The sequence below is a fragment of the Roseateles sp. GW821-FHT09H11 genome, from assembly GCF_059415845.1.
Genome location: NZ_JBWKOA010000001.1, coordinates 745,660 through 759,943, shown reverse-complemented (window position 1 = coordinate 759,943; position 14,284 = coordinate 745,660). Strand labels below are relative to the sequence as shown.

Annotated in this window: 14 protein-coding genes; 8 read left to right on the top strand and 6 right to left on the bottom strand. The window is 69.4% G+C overall.

Features of this window, described 5'->3' with window-relative positions:
- The 3 genes from tssK to AC07PR_RS02960 all read right to left on the bottom strand — a co-directional run bounded on the left by tssK (position 1) and on the right by AC07PR_RS02960 (position 3,688).
- Positions 1-1,335, bottom strand: coding sequence for a type VI secretion system baseplate subunit TssK (gene tssK / locus AC07PR_RS02970; protein WP_377155192.1), 1,335 nt, complete (start codon positions 1,333-1,335; stop codon positions 1-3).
- Positions 1,332-1,883 carry a type VI secretion system lipoprotein TssJ gene (tssJ, locus tag AC07PR_RS02965; RefSeq protein WP_483106311.1) on the bottom strand — a complete coding sequence of 184 codons (552 nt, stop codon included), beginning with the start codon at positions 1,881-1,883 and terminating at the stop codon, positions 1,332-1,334. Before tssJ ends, tssK begins: the two co-directional genes overlap by 4 nt.
- Before the next feature lie 242 nt (positions 1,884-2,125).
- Positions 2,126-3,688, bottom strand: coding sequence for a methyl-accepting chemotaxis protein (locus AC07PR_RS02960; RefSeq protein ID WP_495134351.1), 1,563 nt, complete (start codon positions 3,686-3,688; stop codon positions 2,126-2,128).
- Positions 3,689-3,945: 257 nt separating this feature from the next.
- Here AC07PR_RS02960 and AC07PR_RS02955 point away from each other — a divergent pair, with 257 nt between their 5' ends.
- Complete coding sequence (locus AC07PR_RS02955) at positions 3,946-5,340, top strand: MFS transporter (RefSeq protein ID WP_495134350.1); 1,395 nt, start codon at positions 3,946-3,948, stop codon at positions 5,338-5,340.
- 31 nt (positions 5,341-5,371) lie between these two features.
- Here the strand turns inward: AC07PR_RS02955 and AC07PR_RS02950 are convergent, their stop codons facing one another.
- Together AC07PR_RS02950 and AC07PR_RS02945 are read right to left on the bottom strand one after the other, a co-directional pair.
- On the bottom strand, positions 5,372-6,424 hold the full coding sequence (locus AC07PR_RS02950; RefSeq protein ID WP_495134349.1) for an MBL fold metallo-hydrolase: 1,053 nt from the start codon (positions 6,422-6,424) through the stop codon (positions 5,372-5,374).
- 259 nt (positions 6,425-6,683) lie between these two features.
- Positions 6,684-7,109, bottom strand: a complete 426-nt coding sequence (locus AC07PR_RS02945; protein ID WP_377155186.1) for an organic hydroperoxide resistance protein — start codon at positions 7,107-7,109, stop codon at positions 6,684-6,686.
- Positions 7,110-7,548: 439 nt separating this feature from the next.
- On the opposite strand from AC07PR_RS02945, the gene AC07PR_RS02940 reads away from it, so the two are divergent.
- The 7 genes from AC07PR_RS02940 (at position 7,549) to AC07PR_RS02910 (ending at position 13,521) form a co-directional block, all read left to right on the top strand.
- The gene (locus tag AC07PR_RS02940) at positions 7,549-7,881 is read left to right on the top strand and encodes a hypothetical protein (protein ID WP_377155185.1); all 333 of its coding nucleotides are present in this window, start codon (positions 7,549-7,551) and stop codon (positions 7,879-7,881) included.
- Positions 7,882-8,276: 395 nt separating this feature from the next.
- Positions 8,277-8,693 (top strand): hypothetical protein, encoded by a 417-nt coding sequence (locus tag AC07PR_RS02935; protein ID WP_495134348.1) that lies wholly within the window; start codon positions 8,277-8,279, stop codon positions 8,691-8,693.
- On the top strand, positions 8,683-8,853 hold the full coding sequence (locus AC07PR_RS02930; protein ID WP_495134347.1) for a hypothetical protein: 171 nt from the start codon (positions 8,683-8,685) through the stop codon (positions 8,851-8,853). Before AC07PR_RS02935 ends, AC07PR_RS02930 begins: the two co-directional genes overlap by 11 nt.
- Positions 8,854-8,927: 74 nt before the next feature.
- Positions 8,928-9,593, top strand: a complete 666-nt coding sequence (locus tag AC07PR_RS02925; protein WP_377155182.1) for a response regulator — start codon at positions 8,928-8,930, stop codon at positions 9,591-9,593.
- Positions 9,590-11,140, top strand: coding sequence for a sensor histidine kinase N-terminal domain-containing protein (locus tag AC07PR_RS02920; RefSeq protein WP_495134346.1), 1,551 nt, complete (start codon positions 9,590-9,592; stop codon positions 11,138-11,140). Before AC07PR_RS02925 ends, AC07PR_RS02920 begins: the two co-directional genes overlap by 4 nt.
- A 127-nt stretch (positions 11,141-11,267) precedes the next feature.
- On the top strand, positions 11,268-12,311 hold the full coding sequence (locus AC07PR_RS02915) for a tripartite tricarboxylate transporter substrate binding protein (RefSeq protein WP_495134345.1): 1,044 nt from the start codon (positions 11,268-11,270) through the stop codon (positions 12,309-12,311).
- 121 nt (positions 12,312-12,432) lie between these two features.
- On the top strand, positions 12,433-13,521 hold the full coding sequence (locus AC07PR_RS02910) for a porin (protein ID WP_495134344.1): 1,089 nt from the start codon (positions 12,433-12,435) through the stop codon (positions 13,519-13,521).
- A 93-nt stretch (positions 13,522-13,614) separates the two neighbouring features.
- Here the strand turns inward: AC07PR_RS02910 and AC07PR_RS02905 are convergent, their stop codons facing one another.
- Positions 13,615-14,244, bottom strand: coding sequence for a flavin reductase family protein (locus tag AC07PR_RS02905; protein ID WP_495134835.1), 630 nt, complete (start codon positions 14,242-14,244; stop codon positions 13,615-13,617).
- Positions 14,245-14,284 lie beyond the last annotated feature (40 nt).

Genomic DNA, 14,284 nt, shown 5'->3' with positions numbered 1-14,284 from the left:
TCACTGCCGGATGGCCCAGAGCTCCAGTTCCAGTCCGGGGAAATCGCCGGCCACGTGCAGCGCCAGACTGCCGCTGCGCTCGAGCTGCTTCCAGAGGTCGCCGCCGCGGTCCAGCTCGAAATAATGGAAGCCCGCGTGGAACGGCAACTGGCGCGGCGCCACCGGCAGCGCGCGCATGCTGATGCCAGGCAGCTGCAGGTTGACGAGGTCGCGGATGCGGTCCACCGGGCCCAGCTTGGATTGCGCGGGGAAGCGCTGGCGCAGCTGTTCCGCCGCCACCTGCGCATTGACCGCGATGACGAAGCTCGCGCTGCGCAGCAGGTCGGCGTCGGGGACGACGGCGGTGCGCACGCCGTGGGTGCGTTCGGTCAGGTCGATCTGCAGCGCGTTGCGCTCCAGCACGACGCTGAGCATGCGGCGCAGGTCCTCGAGCAAGGGCGCGAAACTGCCGCGCAGGTCGTCGTGGCGGTACAGCGGATATTCGGAGGCCAGCCGGGTGTCGCTGACGAAGGTGGCCATGTCGCCGGCCAGTTGCAGGCAGTCGCGATGCAGCGTTTCCGGGTGCACGTGCGGGGAGGCCGCATGCTGGCGGAACAGCGGGTCGGCGCGGTTCAGCGCCTGCAGCATCAGGAAGTCGGCCAGTTCGGACACGCCGTTGCCGAGCTGCCCCATCCGCGACGACAGCAACTGCGCGCGCTGGCGCACCAGCCCGTGCAGCAGCGATGCCATCACGGACAGATGGCCGCTGGCGTCGATGCGCGTCTGCGGGGGGATGTAGCTGCGGTCCAGCACCAGCTGCTGGTCGGCGCGGCGTTCCGCGATGCGGGCCACGCCCAGCGCGGCATAGGCGTCGTTGAGCTCGCGGGCGGGCAGCAGGCGCAGCGTCAGCGCGCCGGTCTGCACGGGTTCAGGCTCGTCGCCGGCGCTGGTCTGGTCGCGCAGGTCCTGGTCGACGACGTGATAGCGGTGCAGCTCGCCGGCATCGTGGCCGTTGAACGCGACCTGGTCCGTGCCGGGGCGGGCAATCGGCGCGGCCAGGACGACCATGTCGCCCTTCAGGTCCGCGGGCACCTCCAGCGGCGCCATCGCGGCATCCGCCTGCGGAATCTGGAACGGGGTGCCGTCGGGCAGGATGCCGCTCGCGCGCACGATGCCCAGCCGGCCGACGCTCAGCAGCGCCTCGTCCAGCACGAGTTCGGTGAATCCCCAGCCGTGCGGCGCCAACGCGCGGGCGCGGCTGTCCACCAGATGCTCGAGGTAACGGGTCTCCTGCTGGAAATGGTGCGGCAGCAGGAACATGCCCTGCGACCAGATGACCTTGCTGTGCCAGCTCACGGCAGCCTGACCGTCGCGCTGACCGACAGCTCTTCGGCCTGGATGAGAATCTCCTGCTTCCTGCCGACCACCACCGGCACCACCGCGCGCCAGCGCGCACGCTCCAGGTCGCGGTAGGCGGCAAAGACCGCGACGAAGCGCGTCTCGGGCGACAGGATCTTCTTCGTCCACGGACGCGCTTCGCCAGGCTGCAGCGTCATCTCCTCGCGGGAAACGATCTCGGCGCCCAGCTCGGCCTGGTCCTTCTGGTACAGGCTGACGAAGTCGGCCGCATTGAAGCCGACGTCCGATTTCAGCTCATACACCCGCACCAGCAGCGGGGAGGGACGCTTGGTCACGCTCGGGTTCACCTGAGCCGACGCCTGGATGCTGCCCTTGGTGACCTCGGTGGGCTTCTCCGAACTGGAGAAGGGATTGATCTTGTCGAGGGAGGAACATCCCCCCAAGGCACCCAGGGCGAGCAGCGCCCCCAAGGCCAGCGGGGCCGCTACAGCAGCCCTGCGAGTGAGGGATTGGGTGGTTTGGTGTCCCGAACGCGGCGTGAGCATCTGGTTGTCCTTCTTGACCGGAAGAAAGGATAGCCAGCGGGGGGGCTTCGGGGTGGTGACTTAGGTAATCGGGGACCGCGGGCGAGAACGCTCCTTTGGAGGCCCGGGCGTCGGCCGCCGAGGCATGGGGCCCCGGACGCAAGGTCCGGAACCCCATGCCTCACCGTCCCCAACCACTGCCGTACTGTCCCGGTTTTGCGACCGAGGAGAGCGGGCGATGCTCTGGGGAGACCAGGCGGAGGTCAGGCCGTGGCGCTGACGCGGAACTGGCTGACCAGCTTCGCCAGTTGCTGGGCCTGGCCGTTGAGGCTCTCGGCGGCGGCGGCACTTTCCTCGACCAGGGCCGCGTTCTGCTGGGTGACCTGGTCCAGGTGGGTGACGGCGTCGCCGACCTGCTGGATGCCGCCGGTCTGCTCCTGCGTGGCGGAGGAGATCTCGCGGATCAGGGTGTCGACCTGGCCGACCTCCGCGACCACGCGCTGCATCACCTCGCCGGCGCTCTGCGCCTGCCGCGCGCCGGTGTCCACGCGCTGGGTGCTGGCCTGGATCAGGTCCTTGATCTCCTTGGCCGCGCCGGCCGAGCGCTGCGCCAGCGCCCGCACCTCGGACGCGACGACGGCGAAACCGCGACCCTGCTCGCCAGCCCGCGCCGCCTCGACCGCCGCGTTCAGCGCCAGGATATTGGTCTGGAACGCGATGCCGTCGATCGTGCCGATGATGTCGCCGATGCGGCGTGACGCATCGCTGATGCCCTGCATGGTCTCGACCAGGGCGCTCACGGCACGGCCGCCTTCAGCGGCCGCGCCGGACGCGTCGGCGGCCATGCGGCTGGCCTGGCCTGCGGACGCGGCGTTCTGCGCGACGGAGCTGGTCAATTCCTCCATCGACGCGGCGGTCTGCTGCAGGCTGCTCGCCTGGGCTTCGGTGCGCGAGCTCAGGTCCGCATTGCCCTGGGCGATCTCCTTGGAACCGTTGGCGATGCTGTCGCTGCTGTCGCGCACCTGGCCGACCAGCTGGCCGAGCTGTTCCACCATGCGGCCCATCGCGCGCAGCAGGTCGGCGGGTTCGTCGCGGCCTTCCGCCTGGATGCGGACGGTGAGGTCGCCGCCAGCGACATCCTGGGTCGCGCGGACCGCCTCGGCGATCGGGGTGGTGATGGAGCGCGTCACCTGCAGCGCGAGGACGATGCCGATCGCCAGCGCCACGGCCACCACGACCAGCGTCACGCGCAGGCCGGTGGCGTAGGACACGGCGGCGTCCTTGGCGGCCTGGTCGCCGCCATCGCGGTTGAAGGCGACATCGACGTCGACGGCCTTGGACAGCGCGCTGAAGAGGGCGGAGGAACTGCCGCCGGCCAGCTTGCGGGCGGTCTCGTGCTGGGCGTCCCCGCCGGCGACGGCGCGCTGCAGTTCGGCGTCCGACTCGAGGAAGGCCTTCCAGGCGTCGCGGATCTGGCCGTAGAGCCGCCGTTCCTTGTCGCCGGTGATGGAGGGCTCGTACTCATGCGCCGCCTTGTCGAAGGCCAGGACCGACGCGTCATGCTGCTGCACGAGTCTGGCGCGCGCGCCGTCGTCGATCTCCAGCGCGCCGCGCAGCGACAGGCGGCGCGTTTCGTTGGCGGCGTCCTGCATGTCGGCCAGCTTGGCGACGCTGGGCAGCCAGTTCGTGTTGAGGTCCTGGACGTTGTCGTTGATGTGCGCCATCTGCTGGATGCCGAACGCCGCGATGAAGCACAGCAGTGCCAGCACGGCGCCGAAGGCCAGCGCCAGGCGCTTGCCGATGCGAAAGTTGCGGAGGATGGACATGGTCTTGACCGGGGAGGCCGGGTGTTACGAGAGGTGTCACCAGGGTGCGCCCGTCAGCCTTCAGAAACCTGTCCGTGAGGGGCCCCTGAACACGGTGTGAAGCCAGCGTCCCCACGTCCTGTGACCCGTTGCGAAGTCCTTCACGGACGATCATGCGAACGCACGACGCAGGACGAGCGTCCGGAGACTCCGCACTTGCCCGTATGACAGCGTTGTCAGGGTGCTCTATGCTCCGCATCCATAAGAGGAGACAGTCGATGAGTGCAGATCTATCCCAGGTCGCCGGCAGCGGCGCGCCCGCGGGTCCGGGCAACACGCCGCTGGGCGAGGCACCGGGCGGCGAGGCCGCCGCGGTGCAGGCCCGTCATCCGCTGACCTGGGTGCCCTCCCTGTACCTGGCGATGGGCCTGCCGAACGTGCTGGTCGGCCTGGTCGCGGCCATCCTGTACAAGAACCTGGGCGTGTCCAACGAGGACATCGCGCTCTACACCTCGCAGATGTACCTGCCGTGGGTGCTCAAGCCCTTGTGGTCGCCGCTGCTGGAGCCCTACCGGACCAAGCGCTGGTGGGTGATCGCGATGCAGTTCCTGATGATGGCGTCGATCGGCGCCGTCGCGTTCTGCCTGCCGCTGGACGGCTTCTTCCGCGCGTCGCTGGCCTTCTTCTGGATCACGGGCTTCGCCTCGGCGACGCAGGACATCGTGGCCGACGGGGTGTTCATGACCACGATGAACCCCCGCGAGCAGGCGCGCTACGCCGGGGTGCAGGGCATGTGCTGGAACCTGGGCGCGGTGGTGGCGTCGGGCTTGCTGGTGTCGCTGACGGGCTGGCTGCACGGCTCGCTGGGCTGGAGCTGGGTGCAGTGCTGGATGGCGGTGATGCTGGGCGCGGCGGCGATGATGGGCGGCTTCGGGCTGTGGCATCTGCGCGTGTTGCCGACGGGTGCGCCGTCGGTGGTGCAGGGGCAGGACCTGGCCAGCGCGATGGTGTCGCTGCGGCAGTCGTGGATCACGCTGTTCCAGAAGCCGTCGATCTGGATGATGCTGGCCGTGGTCTTCTTCTACCGCTTCGGCGAGGGTTTCATCGAGAAGTTCGGGCCGCTGTTCCTGCTGGATCCGCGCTCGGCGGGCGGGCTCGGCCTGGACAACGCGGCGCTGGGCCACATCTACGGCAGCGCCGGCACGATCGCGTTCATCGCGGGCGCCTTCCTGGGCGGCTTCATCGCCGCGAAGATGACGCTGCGACGCTCGTTCCTGCTGCTGGCGGTCGCGCTCAACCTGCCGCACCTGACCTACTACTACCTCAGCCACGCGATGCCGACGGACCTGTGGTGGATCGGCGCCGTGGTCGCCATCGAGAAGTTCGGCTTCGGCATGGGCTCCGTCGGGCACATGCTGTACATGATGCAGCAGATCGCGCCGGGGCCCTTCAAGATGACCCACTACGCGATGGCCACCGGCGTGATGGCGCTGACGAGGTGGACGACGGGCAGCGTCAGCGGCTGGCTCTACGCGGGCCTGGGCCAGCATTACGCGAGCTTCTTCGGCTGGGTGCTGGTGTTCTCGATCCCGCCGATCGTGCTGGCGTGGCTGGCGCCGTTTCCGGTGACGGTCGACCGCGAGGATCAAGGCGCCGCCGCGGGCGGGCACTGACCGGCCCCGGATCAGCGCCGGTCACCGTCCGTCATTGCCGGCTCAGCGTGTTCAGCGGAATCTTCAGGTAGCTGACGCCGTTGTCCTCGGCGGGCGGCATCTGGCCGGCGCGGATGTTGATCTGGATCGAGGGCAGGATCAGCGCCGGCACGTCCAGCTGGGCGTCGCGCCCGGTGCGCAGCGCGACGAACTCGGCTTCGCTGACGCCGTCATGGACGTGGATATTGCGGGCGCGCTGCTCGGCGACCGTCGTTTCCCAGGCCGGCGCGCGGCCTTCGGGCGGATAGTCGTGACAGACGAGGAGCCGCGTCGCGGGCGGCAGCGCCAGCAGGCGGCGGATGGAGCGGTACAGCGTCGCCGCGTCGCCGCCGGGGAAGTCCGCGCGCGCGGTCCCGACATCGGGCATGAACATCGTGTCGCCGACGAAGACCACGTCCTGGCTGTCTGCCTCACCCCCTGACTCAGCGCCTGCCTCACCGCCTTCCTGACCGCCTTTCTCAAGGCCGGTCTCACGGCGTGTCTCGAGGCCACCCCGGATGCGGTAGGCCATGCAGGCCGGCGTATGTCCCGGCACGAGCAGTGCCTGCGCCTCGATGCCGCCGATCTTGAACGTCTCGCCGTCGCGGAACAGGTGGTCGAACTGGCGGCCGTCGGGCAGGAAATCGCGCTCCAGGTTGTAGAGCTTGCGGAACACCGCCTGCACCTCGCGGATGTGTTCGCCGATGGCGATGCGGCCGCCGACATGCGCCTGCAGATGCCTCGCCGCCGACAGGTGATCCGCATGCGCGTGGGTCTCGAGGATCCACTGCACCGTGAGCCCCGCCTGCGCGACGTGCGCCAGCAGGCGATCGGCCTGCGTGGTCGCGGTGCGGCCGGACTTCAGGTCGAAGTCCAGCACCGGATCGACGATCGCCGCCTGGCGGGTCGCGGGGTCGGCCAGCACGTAGCTGACCGTGCCGGTCCGGTCGTCGTGGAAGGCCCGGATGGTGAAGGCGGAAGAAACCGCCGGGGGAACGGCAGGGAGAACGTCGGGAAGGACGTCGGGGAGGTCGTCAGGGGACGGGGCAGGGGGAACGGGGCTCATGGCCGAAGCAGCGCGCGGCGGGGTGATGGTGAAAGTCACTATACCGAGCGTTGATGCCCCAGCGTTGATGCCCCGGTGTCCGTGTCCCCGCGCCGGTGCGACCTTCAGGAGGCAGGCCGGCGTCTTCCAGAGGGGCAGGCCCCGCTCGTGACCGCGGTGCACTGCAGCGGATGGCGCACCTCATGCGCCGCGCCGCCGAGGAGGAAGAGCAGGGCGAGCAGCCATCGCTTCATGAGGTGCATCCCGTGTTGTCGCCAGCTCAGACCAGTTCCAGGCCGACGTTGATGTTGCCGCGCGTCATCTTCGAGTAGGGGCAGGTCTCGTGGGCGCGCTTGATCAGCTCGTAGGCCGTGTCGCGGGGCAGGCCGGGCAGGCTGACCCGCAGCTTGGCGCTCAGGAAGTAACCATCGGCGCCCTTGTTGAGGTCGACCGACGCGTCGACGGCGGCCTCCGCGGGCAGCCGCACGCCGATCGCGTGAGCGGCCAGGCCCATCGCCCCGATGAAGCAGGCGGACCAGCCGACCGCGAACAGCTGTTCCGGATTCGTGCCGGGCCGCGACGTGCCGGGCGACCCCAGCTGGACGTCGAGACGGCTGTCGTCGGACTGGCCGCGGCCGTCGCGGCCGCCGGTCGTGTGCGTGTGGGCGGTGTAGAGGACCTGGACGTGATCGGTGGTCGGGGGCATGTCGGACTCCAGTGGCACAGCGTCACTCGCTGCATGACCTGCATTGCAACGGGCCGATGTATCGACGATGTGTGACCCCCCGGGCGAATTGGCGCGGCGCGTGTCGCGGCAGCCGTTGGACACACTGGCATACAAACGGACCGTCCGCCCCCGCGGGCGTCCGGACAGACGAGGCGAACGACCTCCTCCGGAGCCGCCTCTGTGACGATCCGTGACGTCGACGTTGCCGCCGCGTAAAACCTGGGGCGTGCAGCGCCGCGACAGGTTTTCCAGCGCCCGTCAGACGGTTTTCTTAAGGACGCCCTAATTCGGTGGGCGCACCTTACGCCCAGGGCAACACGATGTTTGACGCAATCGGCCCGACCGGCCCCGCGGCCCACGGCGACGCCTTTCCCGAGACGCCACCGGCGCGGAGCCCGCCGAGCCGAAGGAGATGCACATGAGCAAGTCCACCCCGATCCTCGCCATGGTCGCCGCATTCGCGGCGGCGTCGGCCCAGGCCTCGACGAATCCCGATGACATGGCGCGCCGGTCGGAGCGCCGCGCGACGATCCAGCAGCAACTGCGCGCGGTGCAGGTCGAGCTCTACTGCGATCACCAGGACAACGCGATGCATCTGTTGCGCGACGTGCGTCGTCAACTGATGGCGCAACGCGACCCGGACAACTCCCGTGATCTGCGCCAGCTGGAGAAGGTCAGCTGGCTGGTCCGCCACGGCGACACGGTCGAGGCGATCGCGACGATCGACGCGGCGCGCGGCCTGTCCGCCTGAGCGGGATCACCCGCCGCTGTCCGCGATCCGCGATGTCGTCGCGGGCCGCGGCGGGGAGGTTCCCGCATCCCATGCCGTTCCTGGCGCTGCGCAGCGCCAGCCGGAGGAGTCTCGCGACCGCGGTGCGGCGCGAACCCGTGCCGTCGGGAGACGGCGCGTGTCCGGGCCCGGGTGGCCCGCGCTGCTGCCTCCGACACGCCTGAACAAGGCCATTCCCTCATCGATCCACGACGCATCCGGCGCGTCTTGCTAGCCCCACTTTGTCCCGCGGTGACGCCGGACTACTTGTTTGCACTGTTTTGATGGCAAGAACCTCGCAAAACGCGGGGTGGACTCGTTTTCGGGTATCTCGCGCAGTCATAGGATCGTCTTCATCTGCAGTACTTGGAGATGCGATGACCTCGGAGGCTCTGACATATTGGCTGGCGGGCACCATTCCCGCGGCGGCGACCTGGGCCTTGAATCTGATTCTGCGAGGGGAGCAAGCCCTGAAAAGCTCGGCCGCGGACTGGGCCTTGATGCTTCTTGCATTCGACGGTGCGATTGCCATCGGTATACAGGATCTGGCTTGCCATGTGCCAAATGCGGCCGTCAGGCTGCTTCTTCCGGCGATCTCGCCAGCGCTGATCTTCCTGTCGATTCTGATCTGGTTGCTCATTGTCCGCTGGATTGAGCTGACATTCCTGATGCCTTCGGATCATCGCTTCTCATTTGGCGTGCGCGTAGCCATGTGCATGACCATGTGGACATTTGTTGGCTCCAATCTTTATTTTCACTACTACCTTCTTGGAAGGGGATTCAATGTTGTCTGAACTCTTGCTCGGTGGCCTTGCGGCCTTTGTCTTCTACATGATTTTCTTTGGCACGATTTTCTATGTCGCCGGTCGATTGGGATATCTGGATACCGACGAAGAAAAGGCGATCCGACGTCGCAATAAGGCAAGTGAAGGCGCGATGGCCACTGAAGCGTGAATCCGGCGAGGGAATCCATCCATGTGGGAAGACACTAGCCGCCACCGTAAACCGCCGCGCTAGCATCGCGCGCCATGCGGATCCTCCTCGTCGAAGACGAAAAGCCCCTGGCCGACTGGCTGGTGAAGGCGCTTGCCCAGAACGACTTCGTCGTCGACTGGGTCGACGACGGCCGGCTGGTGCTGAACCAGCTGGCCGCCACCCGCTACGACGCGATGGTCCTGGACCTCGGACTGCCCGGCCTGGGCGGCCACGAGGTGCTGGCGCGGCTGCGGGACGCCGATTCGCGCGTCCCCGTGCTGGTGCTGACCGCACGCGACTCGCTGATGGAACGCGTCAGCACGCTGCATGAAGGCGCCGACGACTTTCTCGCCAAGCCGTTCGAGTTGCAGGAACTCGAAGCCCGACTGATCGCGCTGATCCGTCGCTCCCGCGGCCGCGACCAGCCGCGCTTCGCCTGCGGCCCGCTGGTCTACGACGCGGCCTCCAAGCTCTTCACGCTGGATCGCGAACCGCTGGCGCTGTCGCCGCGCGAGCACGCGGTCCTGCGCACGCTGATCCAGCACAGCGGCGAGCCCATGTCCAAGCAGGAAATCCTGGAGCGCCTGTTCTCCGACGAGCAGGACGTCCGGCCCGAGGCCGTCGAGGTCCTCGTCCACCGGCTGCGCCGCCGCATCGAGTCCGGCAAGGTCCGCATCACCACATTGCGCGGCCTGGGCTACGTGCTGGAAGCGATGTGAAACGCCTCGGCCTCCGCTGGCCCTCGCTCCCGACCCGCTGGCACCGTTTCAGCGTCCGCCGCACGCTGCTCGCGCTGGTGCTGCCGGTGATGCTGGCCGCCGTCGGCATCGAGCTGGCGCTGACCTGGGGCACCGCGCTGCAGGCGGCCAACTCCGCCTACGACCGCTCGCTGCTCGGCGCGATCAAGGCGATCGACAGCAACGTCTCGACCGAGACCGGCGGCCTGTCCGTCGAGATGCCGTACCGGCTGCTGGAGTTCTTCGAACTCACCGCCAGCGGGCAGGTTTTCTTCCGCGTCAGCACGGAGGACGGCCTCGTCGAGATCGGCAACGCCGGCCTGCCGCTGCCCGGCCAGCCGCTGAAGACCGGCGTGCCGCGCTTCATCGATGCCGAGTACTTCGGCGCCCCGGTGCGCGTGGGCGCGTGGGCGCGCGAGCTCGATCCCGAACGTCCCGGCCGACGAATGATCATCCAGGTGGCCGAGAGCACCAACTCGCGCAACGCGTTCTCGCGCGCGCTGCTGCTGCAGGCGGTGTGGCGCGACCTGCTGACCGTGTCCATCGTCGCCGGCACCCTGGCGCTGGTGATCGGCTGGGCGCTGCGGCCGCTGGAGCGGCTGCGGCGGGAGGTCGAGGCGCGTGCCGACGACGACCTGTCGCCCGTCGACGAGACCGAGGTGCCCGCCGACGCCGCGCCGCTGGTGCGCGCGATCAACCATCACCTCGCCCGGCAGCGCGAGTTGATCGACGGCCGACGGCGTTTCGTCGACGACGCCTCGCACCAGTTGCGCACGCCGTTGGCGACGCTGGCCACGATGGTGGGTTACGCGCGCCGCGAGCGCGACCCGGAGCGGCTCGCCGAAGCGCTGACCGCGCTCAAGGGCCAGATCGACGACACCGTGCGTCGCACCAACCAGATGCTGGCGCTGGCCCGTGCCGATACCGCGGCGGTGGCGATGACGCCGCTGGCGCTGGACCGTCTGGCCGATCGCTGCGCGCGCGAATCCTGGCCGCTGGCGCGGGAGCAGGGCATCGACCTCGGCTTCGATCACATGGGTGGGGACATCGTCGTGCTGGGCCACGAAGGTCAGTTGCGCGAGGCGCTGCTGAACCTGCTGCACAACGCGCTGCGCTACACGCCGCGCGGCGGTGCGGTGACGCTGCAGGTCGGGGTGGAACGCAGGCAGGCACACCAGGCAGCCGAGCAGGGCGTGCAGAGCGGAAAGAACGGAGAGAGCGGAGAGAGCGGAGAGAGCGGAGAACGCGCGCACTGGGCCGTGATCCGTGTCGTCGACGACGGCCCCGGCATTCCCGCCGACGAGCGGCCGCGCGCGGGCGAGCGCTTCTTCCGCGGCAGCAACGTGGACCTGCCGGGCTCGGGACTGGGCCTGGCCATCGTGCGGGCGATCGTCCGTCGCCACCTCGGCGACATGGAGATCGCCGCGGCGCGTCTCGACGCCGACGGCCTGGAGCGCGGTACCACCGTCACGCTGCGGCTTCCGCTGCGCGCGACGGCGGAAATTCCTTTCACGCTGAAAGCCGGTTGAAAGCGCCGCTTTCCTAGAGTTCGTCACCAGCAGGTGGCGGGCGACCGCGCGGCCCTGTCGACGATGCGCGAGCGTTCGCGATCGACGACGGCCGGCGGCGATACAGACCACCGCGAGGAGACAAGACATGCGATCGATCTCGACCTGGGCGGCCACGCTCATGGCGGCCGTCTGGCTGACCGCGTCCGCCGGTGTCGCGGCGCAGCCGGGCCGTGGCGCCTCGGCGCCCGCCAGGACGCCCGCCATCGCGCCGATGCCGGGCGGCGACACCGCGCCCGAATGCATCGCCCCCGCCAAGCCCGGCGGCGGCTTCGACCAGAGCTGCAAGCTCGCGCAGGCCGCGTTCCAGCAGGCCGGCCTCACGACGACGCCGATGCGCATCAGCTACATGCCGGGCGGCGTCGGCGCGATCGCCTTCGACCAGATCGTCACGCGCCGCCCCGCCGAGCCGCGCACGCTGGTGGCCTTCTCCAGCGGCTCGCTGCTGAACCTCTCGCATGGCCGCTTCGGCAAGCGCAGCGTCGACGACGTGCGCTGGATCGCCGCCATCGGCGTCGACTACGGCGTGGTCCTGGTCGGCCGGCAGTCGCCGTGGAAGACGCTGCCCGAGCTGCTCGCCGCGCTGAAGGCCGATCCGGGCCGGATCAGCTTCGCCGCCGGCGGCACGATCGGCAGCCAGGACTGGGTCAAGTCGGCGCTGGTCGCCGGGGCCGGCGGCGTGGACCACAAGTCGATGCGTTTCGTCGCCTTCGAGGGCGGCGGCGAAGCCATCGCCGCGCTCAAGGGCGGCCACGTCCAGGTCTACATGGGCGACGCGTCCGAGGTCTTCGACAAGCTCGGCCCCGGCAGCCCCTTCCGCGCGCTGGCGGTGCTCGCCGACCAGCGGCTGCCCGGCCCGCTGTCGGGCGTGCCGACGGCGCGCGAGCAGGGCGTCGACATCGTCTGGCCCGCGATCCGCGGTTTCTATGTCGGGCCGAAGGTCTCGGACGGCGACGTCGCCGCGTGGACCGCCACCTTCGACCACTTGATGGCCGCGCCGGCCTTCGCCGAGGTCCGCGCGCGGCACGGTCTGTTCCCGCTCGCGCTCACCGGCCCGGCGTTGCGCGCCGTCATCGACCGGCAGAACCGCGAGTACGTCGAGCTCGCCACCCGTTTCGGTCTCAGACGCTGAGCGCGTCGAAGCTCCGGTCCCGCTTCCCGTCCCTCCGATTCCGCCAGACCCGGGCCTCACCGCGTGAGGACCGCGGGCGCCCCTGCGTCCCAATTTTTTCAACGACAACAAGGAGACTCCCTTGACATCCTCCCGCAAGACCCCGATCCGACTGAACACCCTGTGCGCCGCCGGCCTGTTGGCCCTGTGCGCGACACCGTCCGCCTTCGCGCAGAGCAGCGTCACGGTCTACGGCATCGCCGATGTCCTGCTGGAATACCGCGACCACATGAACGCCGCCGGCGACCACCGCTTCGGCGTGACGTCGGGCGGCATGAACACCTCCCGCTGGGGCCTGCGCGGCGCCGAGGACCTCGGCGGCGGCTTGAAGGCTGTGTTCCAGCTCGAGGCCGAGGTCGCCTTCGACACCGGCATGGCGGGCTCGTCCTACTGGGGCCGCCAGGCCAACGTCGGCCTGGAGGGGGAATTCGGCCGCGTCGTCGCCGGCCGTTCCTACACCACCACCTACGACTTCCTGCTGCCGTTCGACCCGATGGGCTACGCGCCGTTCTACTCGTGGGCCACGTCCGGGGGCCAGATCGCGACGCTGCCGCGCAAGGACGGGATGGCCACGGGCATGTCCAACCTGATCAAGTACCAGGGGACCTTCGGCCCGGTGAAGGTCGGCGCGACCTACGCGCTCGGCGAGGTCACGGGCTCGGACTCGGCGGGCCGCTTCTTCGCGCTGGCGGGCGCGTACACGGCGGGGCCGTTCTCGGCGACGCTGGTCGTCGATCAGCGCAACGGCGCGACGATCGCCGCCAACGGCCGCTACGACAAGGAAAAGGCGCTGCACTGGGCGGCGTCCTATGACTGGAAGCCGGTCAAGCTGTTCCTGGCGCAACGCGTCTACAGGAAGGCGTTCGCGGTCGGCGGCGCCGATGCGAAGAGCACGATGACCTGGCTGGGCGCGACCTGGCAGGCGACGCCCGCGCTGAGCATCACGCCGGCCGTGTACTTCCAGAACATCTCCAGCGGCGCCAGCGGCACCGACGATCCGAAGCTGTATGCGCTGCGCGCCAAGTACGAGCTGTCCAAGCGCACCAGCCTCTACGCGGTGGCCTCGACGGCGAAGTCGGGCGACGGCGGACGGGTCAGCGTCTCGCGCGACGACAACGGCTTCGGCGATTCGCAGTCCAGCGTCGGCCTGGGCATCCAGCACCGGTTCTGACAGGCGTCGGCACGTCGGTCCGGACCTCACCGGTCCGACGTCGCCGTCACTGCGAGGCCGCGATCGATCCGCCCTGGCGCGTATCCGCTCCGTTCAACCCGCCGCGGGCGTGTCCGGCACGACGATCGATTCCCCGATCGCGTAGAACTGGCCGCCCGCGATGTAGTGCAGCGTGCGCAGCGCGGGCGGCGCGGACTCGAAGTGCCAATGCCCGTCGCTGAACACGCGGGCATCGGCCCAGGCCGCGACGACCTCGCCGATGAACAGGTCGTAGATCCACTGGTTGCGGGGCTCGGGCAAGACCCGGCACACCAGCCACGCGGCGCAGCCGTCCACCAGCGGGACGGGACCCGCGGCGGCGCCGTCGGGGCCGGCGCCCGCATCGGCCGGGAGCTCGACATCGACCACCCTCGCCCCCGCGTGGGCGAGCTTGTCCGCATCCTGATGCAGGCTGCGGTTGCCGAGCCGGTGCGTCAGCTCGGCCTGAGCGGCCGTCGGCACCTGCAGCACGAAGAAGCCGCTGGCCTCCACCAGTTCGCGCGTGCGCGTCGCCTTGTCGAGCACCACCGTCACCTTCGGCGGCTGGAAGTCCAGCGCGCAGGACCAGGCCGCGGCCATTGCGTTGCGCACGCCGCCGTGCGCGGCGGACACCACCACGGTCGGCCCGTGGTTGAGCAGCCGGTAGGCCTTGTTCAGCGGGACCGGCGCGACGTGTTCGTTCAGGAGTTCGTTCAAGAGCGTCTTCATGGCGGCGACCATTGTG

What these genes read in the sequence shown, in the direction of transcription:
- AC07PR_RS02915 (WP_495134345.1), top strand. Translation starts at nt 11,268, where the DNA reads ATGCGATCGATCTCGACCTGGGCGGCCACGCTCATGGCGGCCGTCTGG.
- AC07PR_RS02930 (WP_495134347.1), top strand. Translation starts at nt 8,683, where the DNA reads ATGTTGTCTGAACTCTTGCTCGGTGGCCTTGCGGCCTTTGTCTTCTAC.
- AC07PR_RS02955 (WP_495134350.1), top strand. Translation starts at nt 3,946, where the DNA reads ATGAGTGCAGATCTATCCCAGGTCGCCGGCAGCGGCGCGCCCGCGGGT.
- AC07PR_RS02935 (WP_495134348.1), top strand. Translation starts at nt 8,277, where the DNA reads ATGACCTCGGAGGCTCTGACATATTGGCTGGCGGGCACCATTCCCGCG.
- AC07PR_RS02945 (WP_377155186.1), bottom strand. Translation starts at nt 7,109, where the DNA reads ATGCCCCCGACCACCGATCACGTCCAGGTCCTCTACACCGCCCACACG.
- AC07PR_RS02960 (WP_495134351.1), bottom strand. Translation starts at nt 3,688, where the DNA reads ATGTCCATCCTCCGCAACTTTCGCATCGGCAAGCGCCTGGCGCTGGCC.
- AC07PR_RS02950 (WP_495134349.1), bottom strand. Translation starts at nt 6,424, where the DNA reads ATGAGCCCCGTTCCCCCTGCCCCGTCCCCTGACGACCTCCCCGACGTC.
- tssJ (WP_483106311.1), bottom strand. Translation starts at nt 1,883, where the DNA reads ATGCTCACGCCGCGTTCGGGACACCAAACCACCCAATCCCTCACTCGC.
- AC07PR_RS02940 (WP_377155185.1), top strand. Translation starts at nt 7,549, where the DNA reads ATGAGCAAGTCCACCCCGATCCTCGCCATGGTCGCCGCATTCGCGGCG.
- AC07PR_RS02925 (WP_377155182.1), top strand. Translation starts at nt 8,928, where the DNA reads ATGCGGATCCTCCTCGTCGAAGACGAAAAGCCCCTGGCCGACTGGCTG.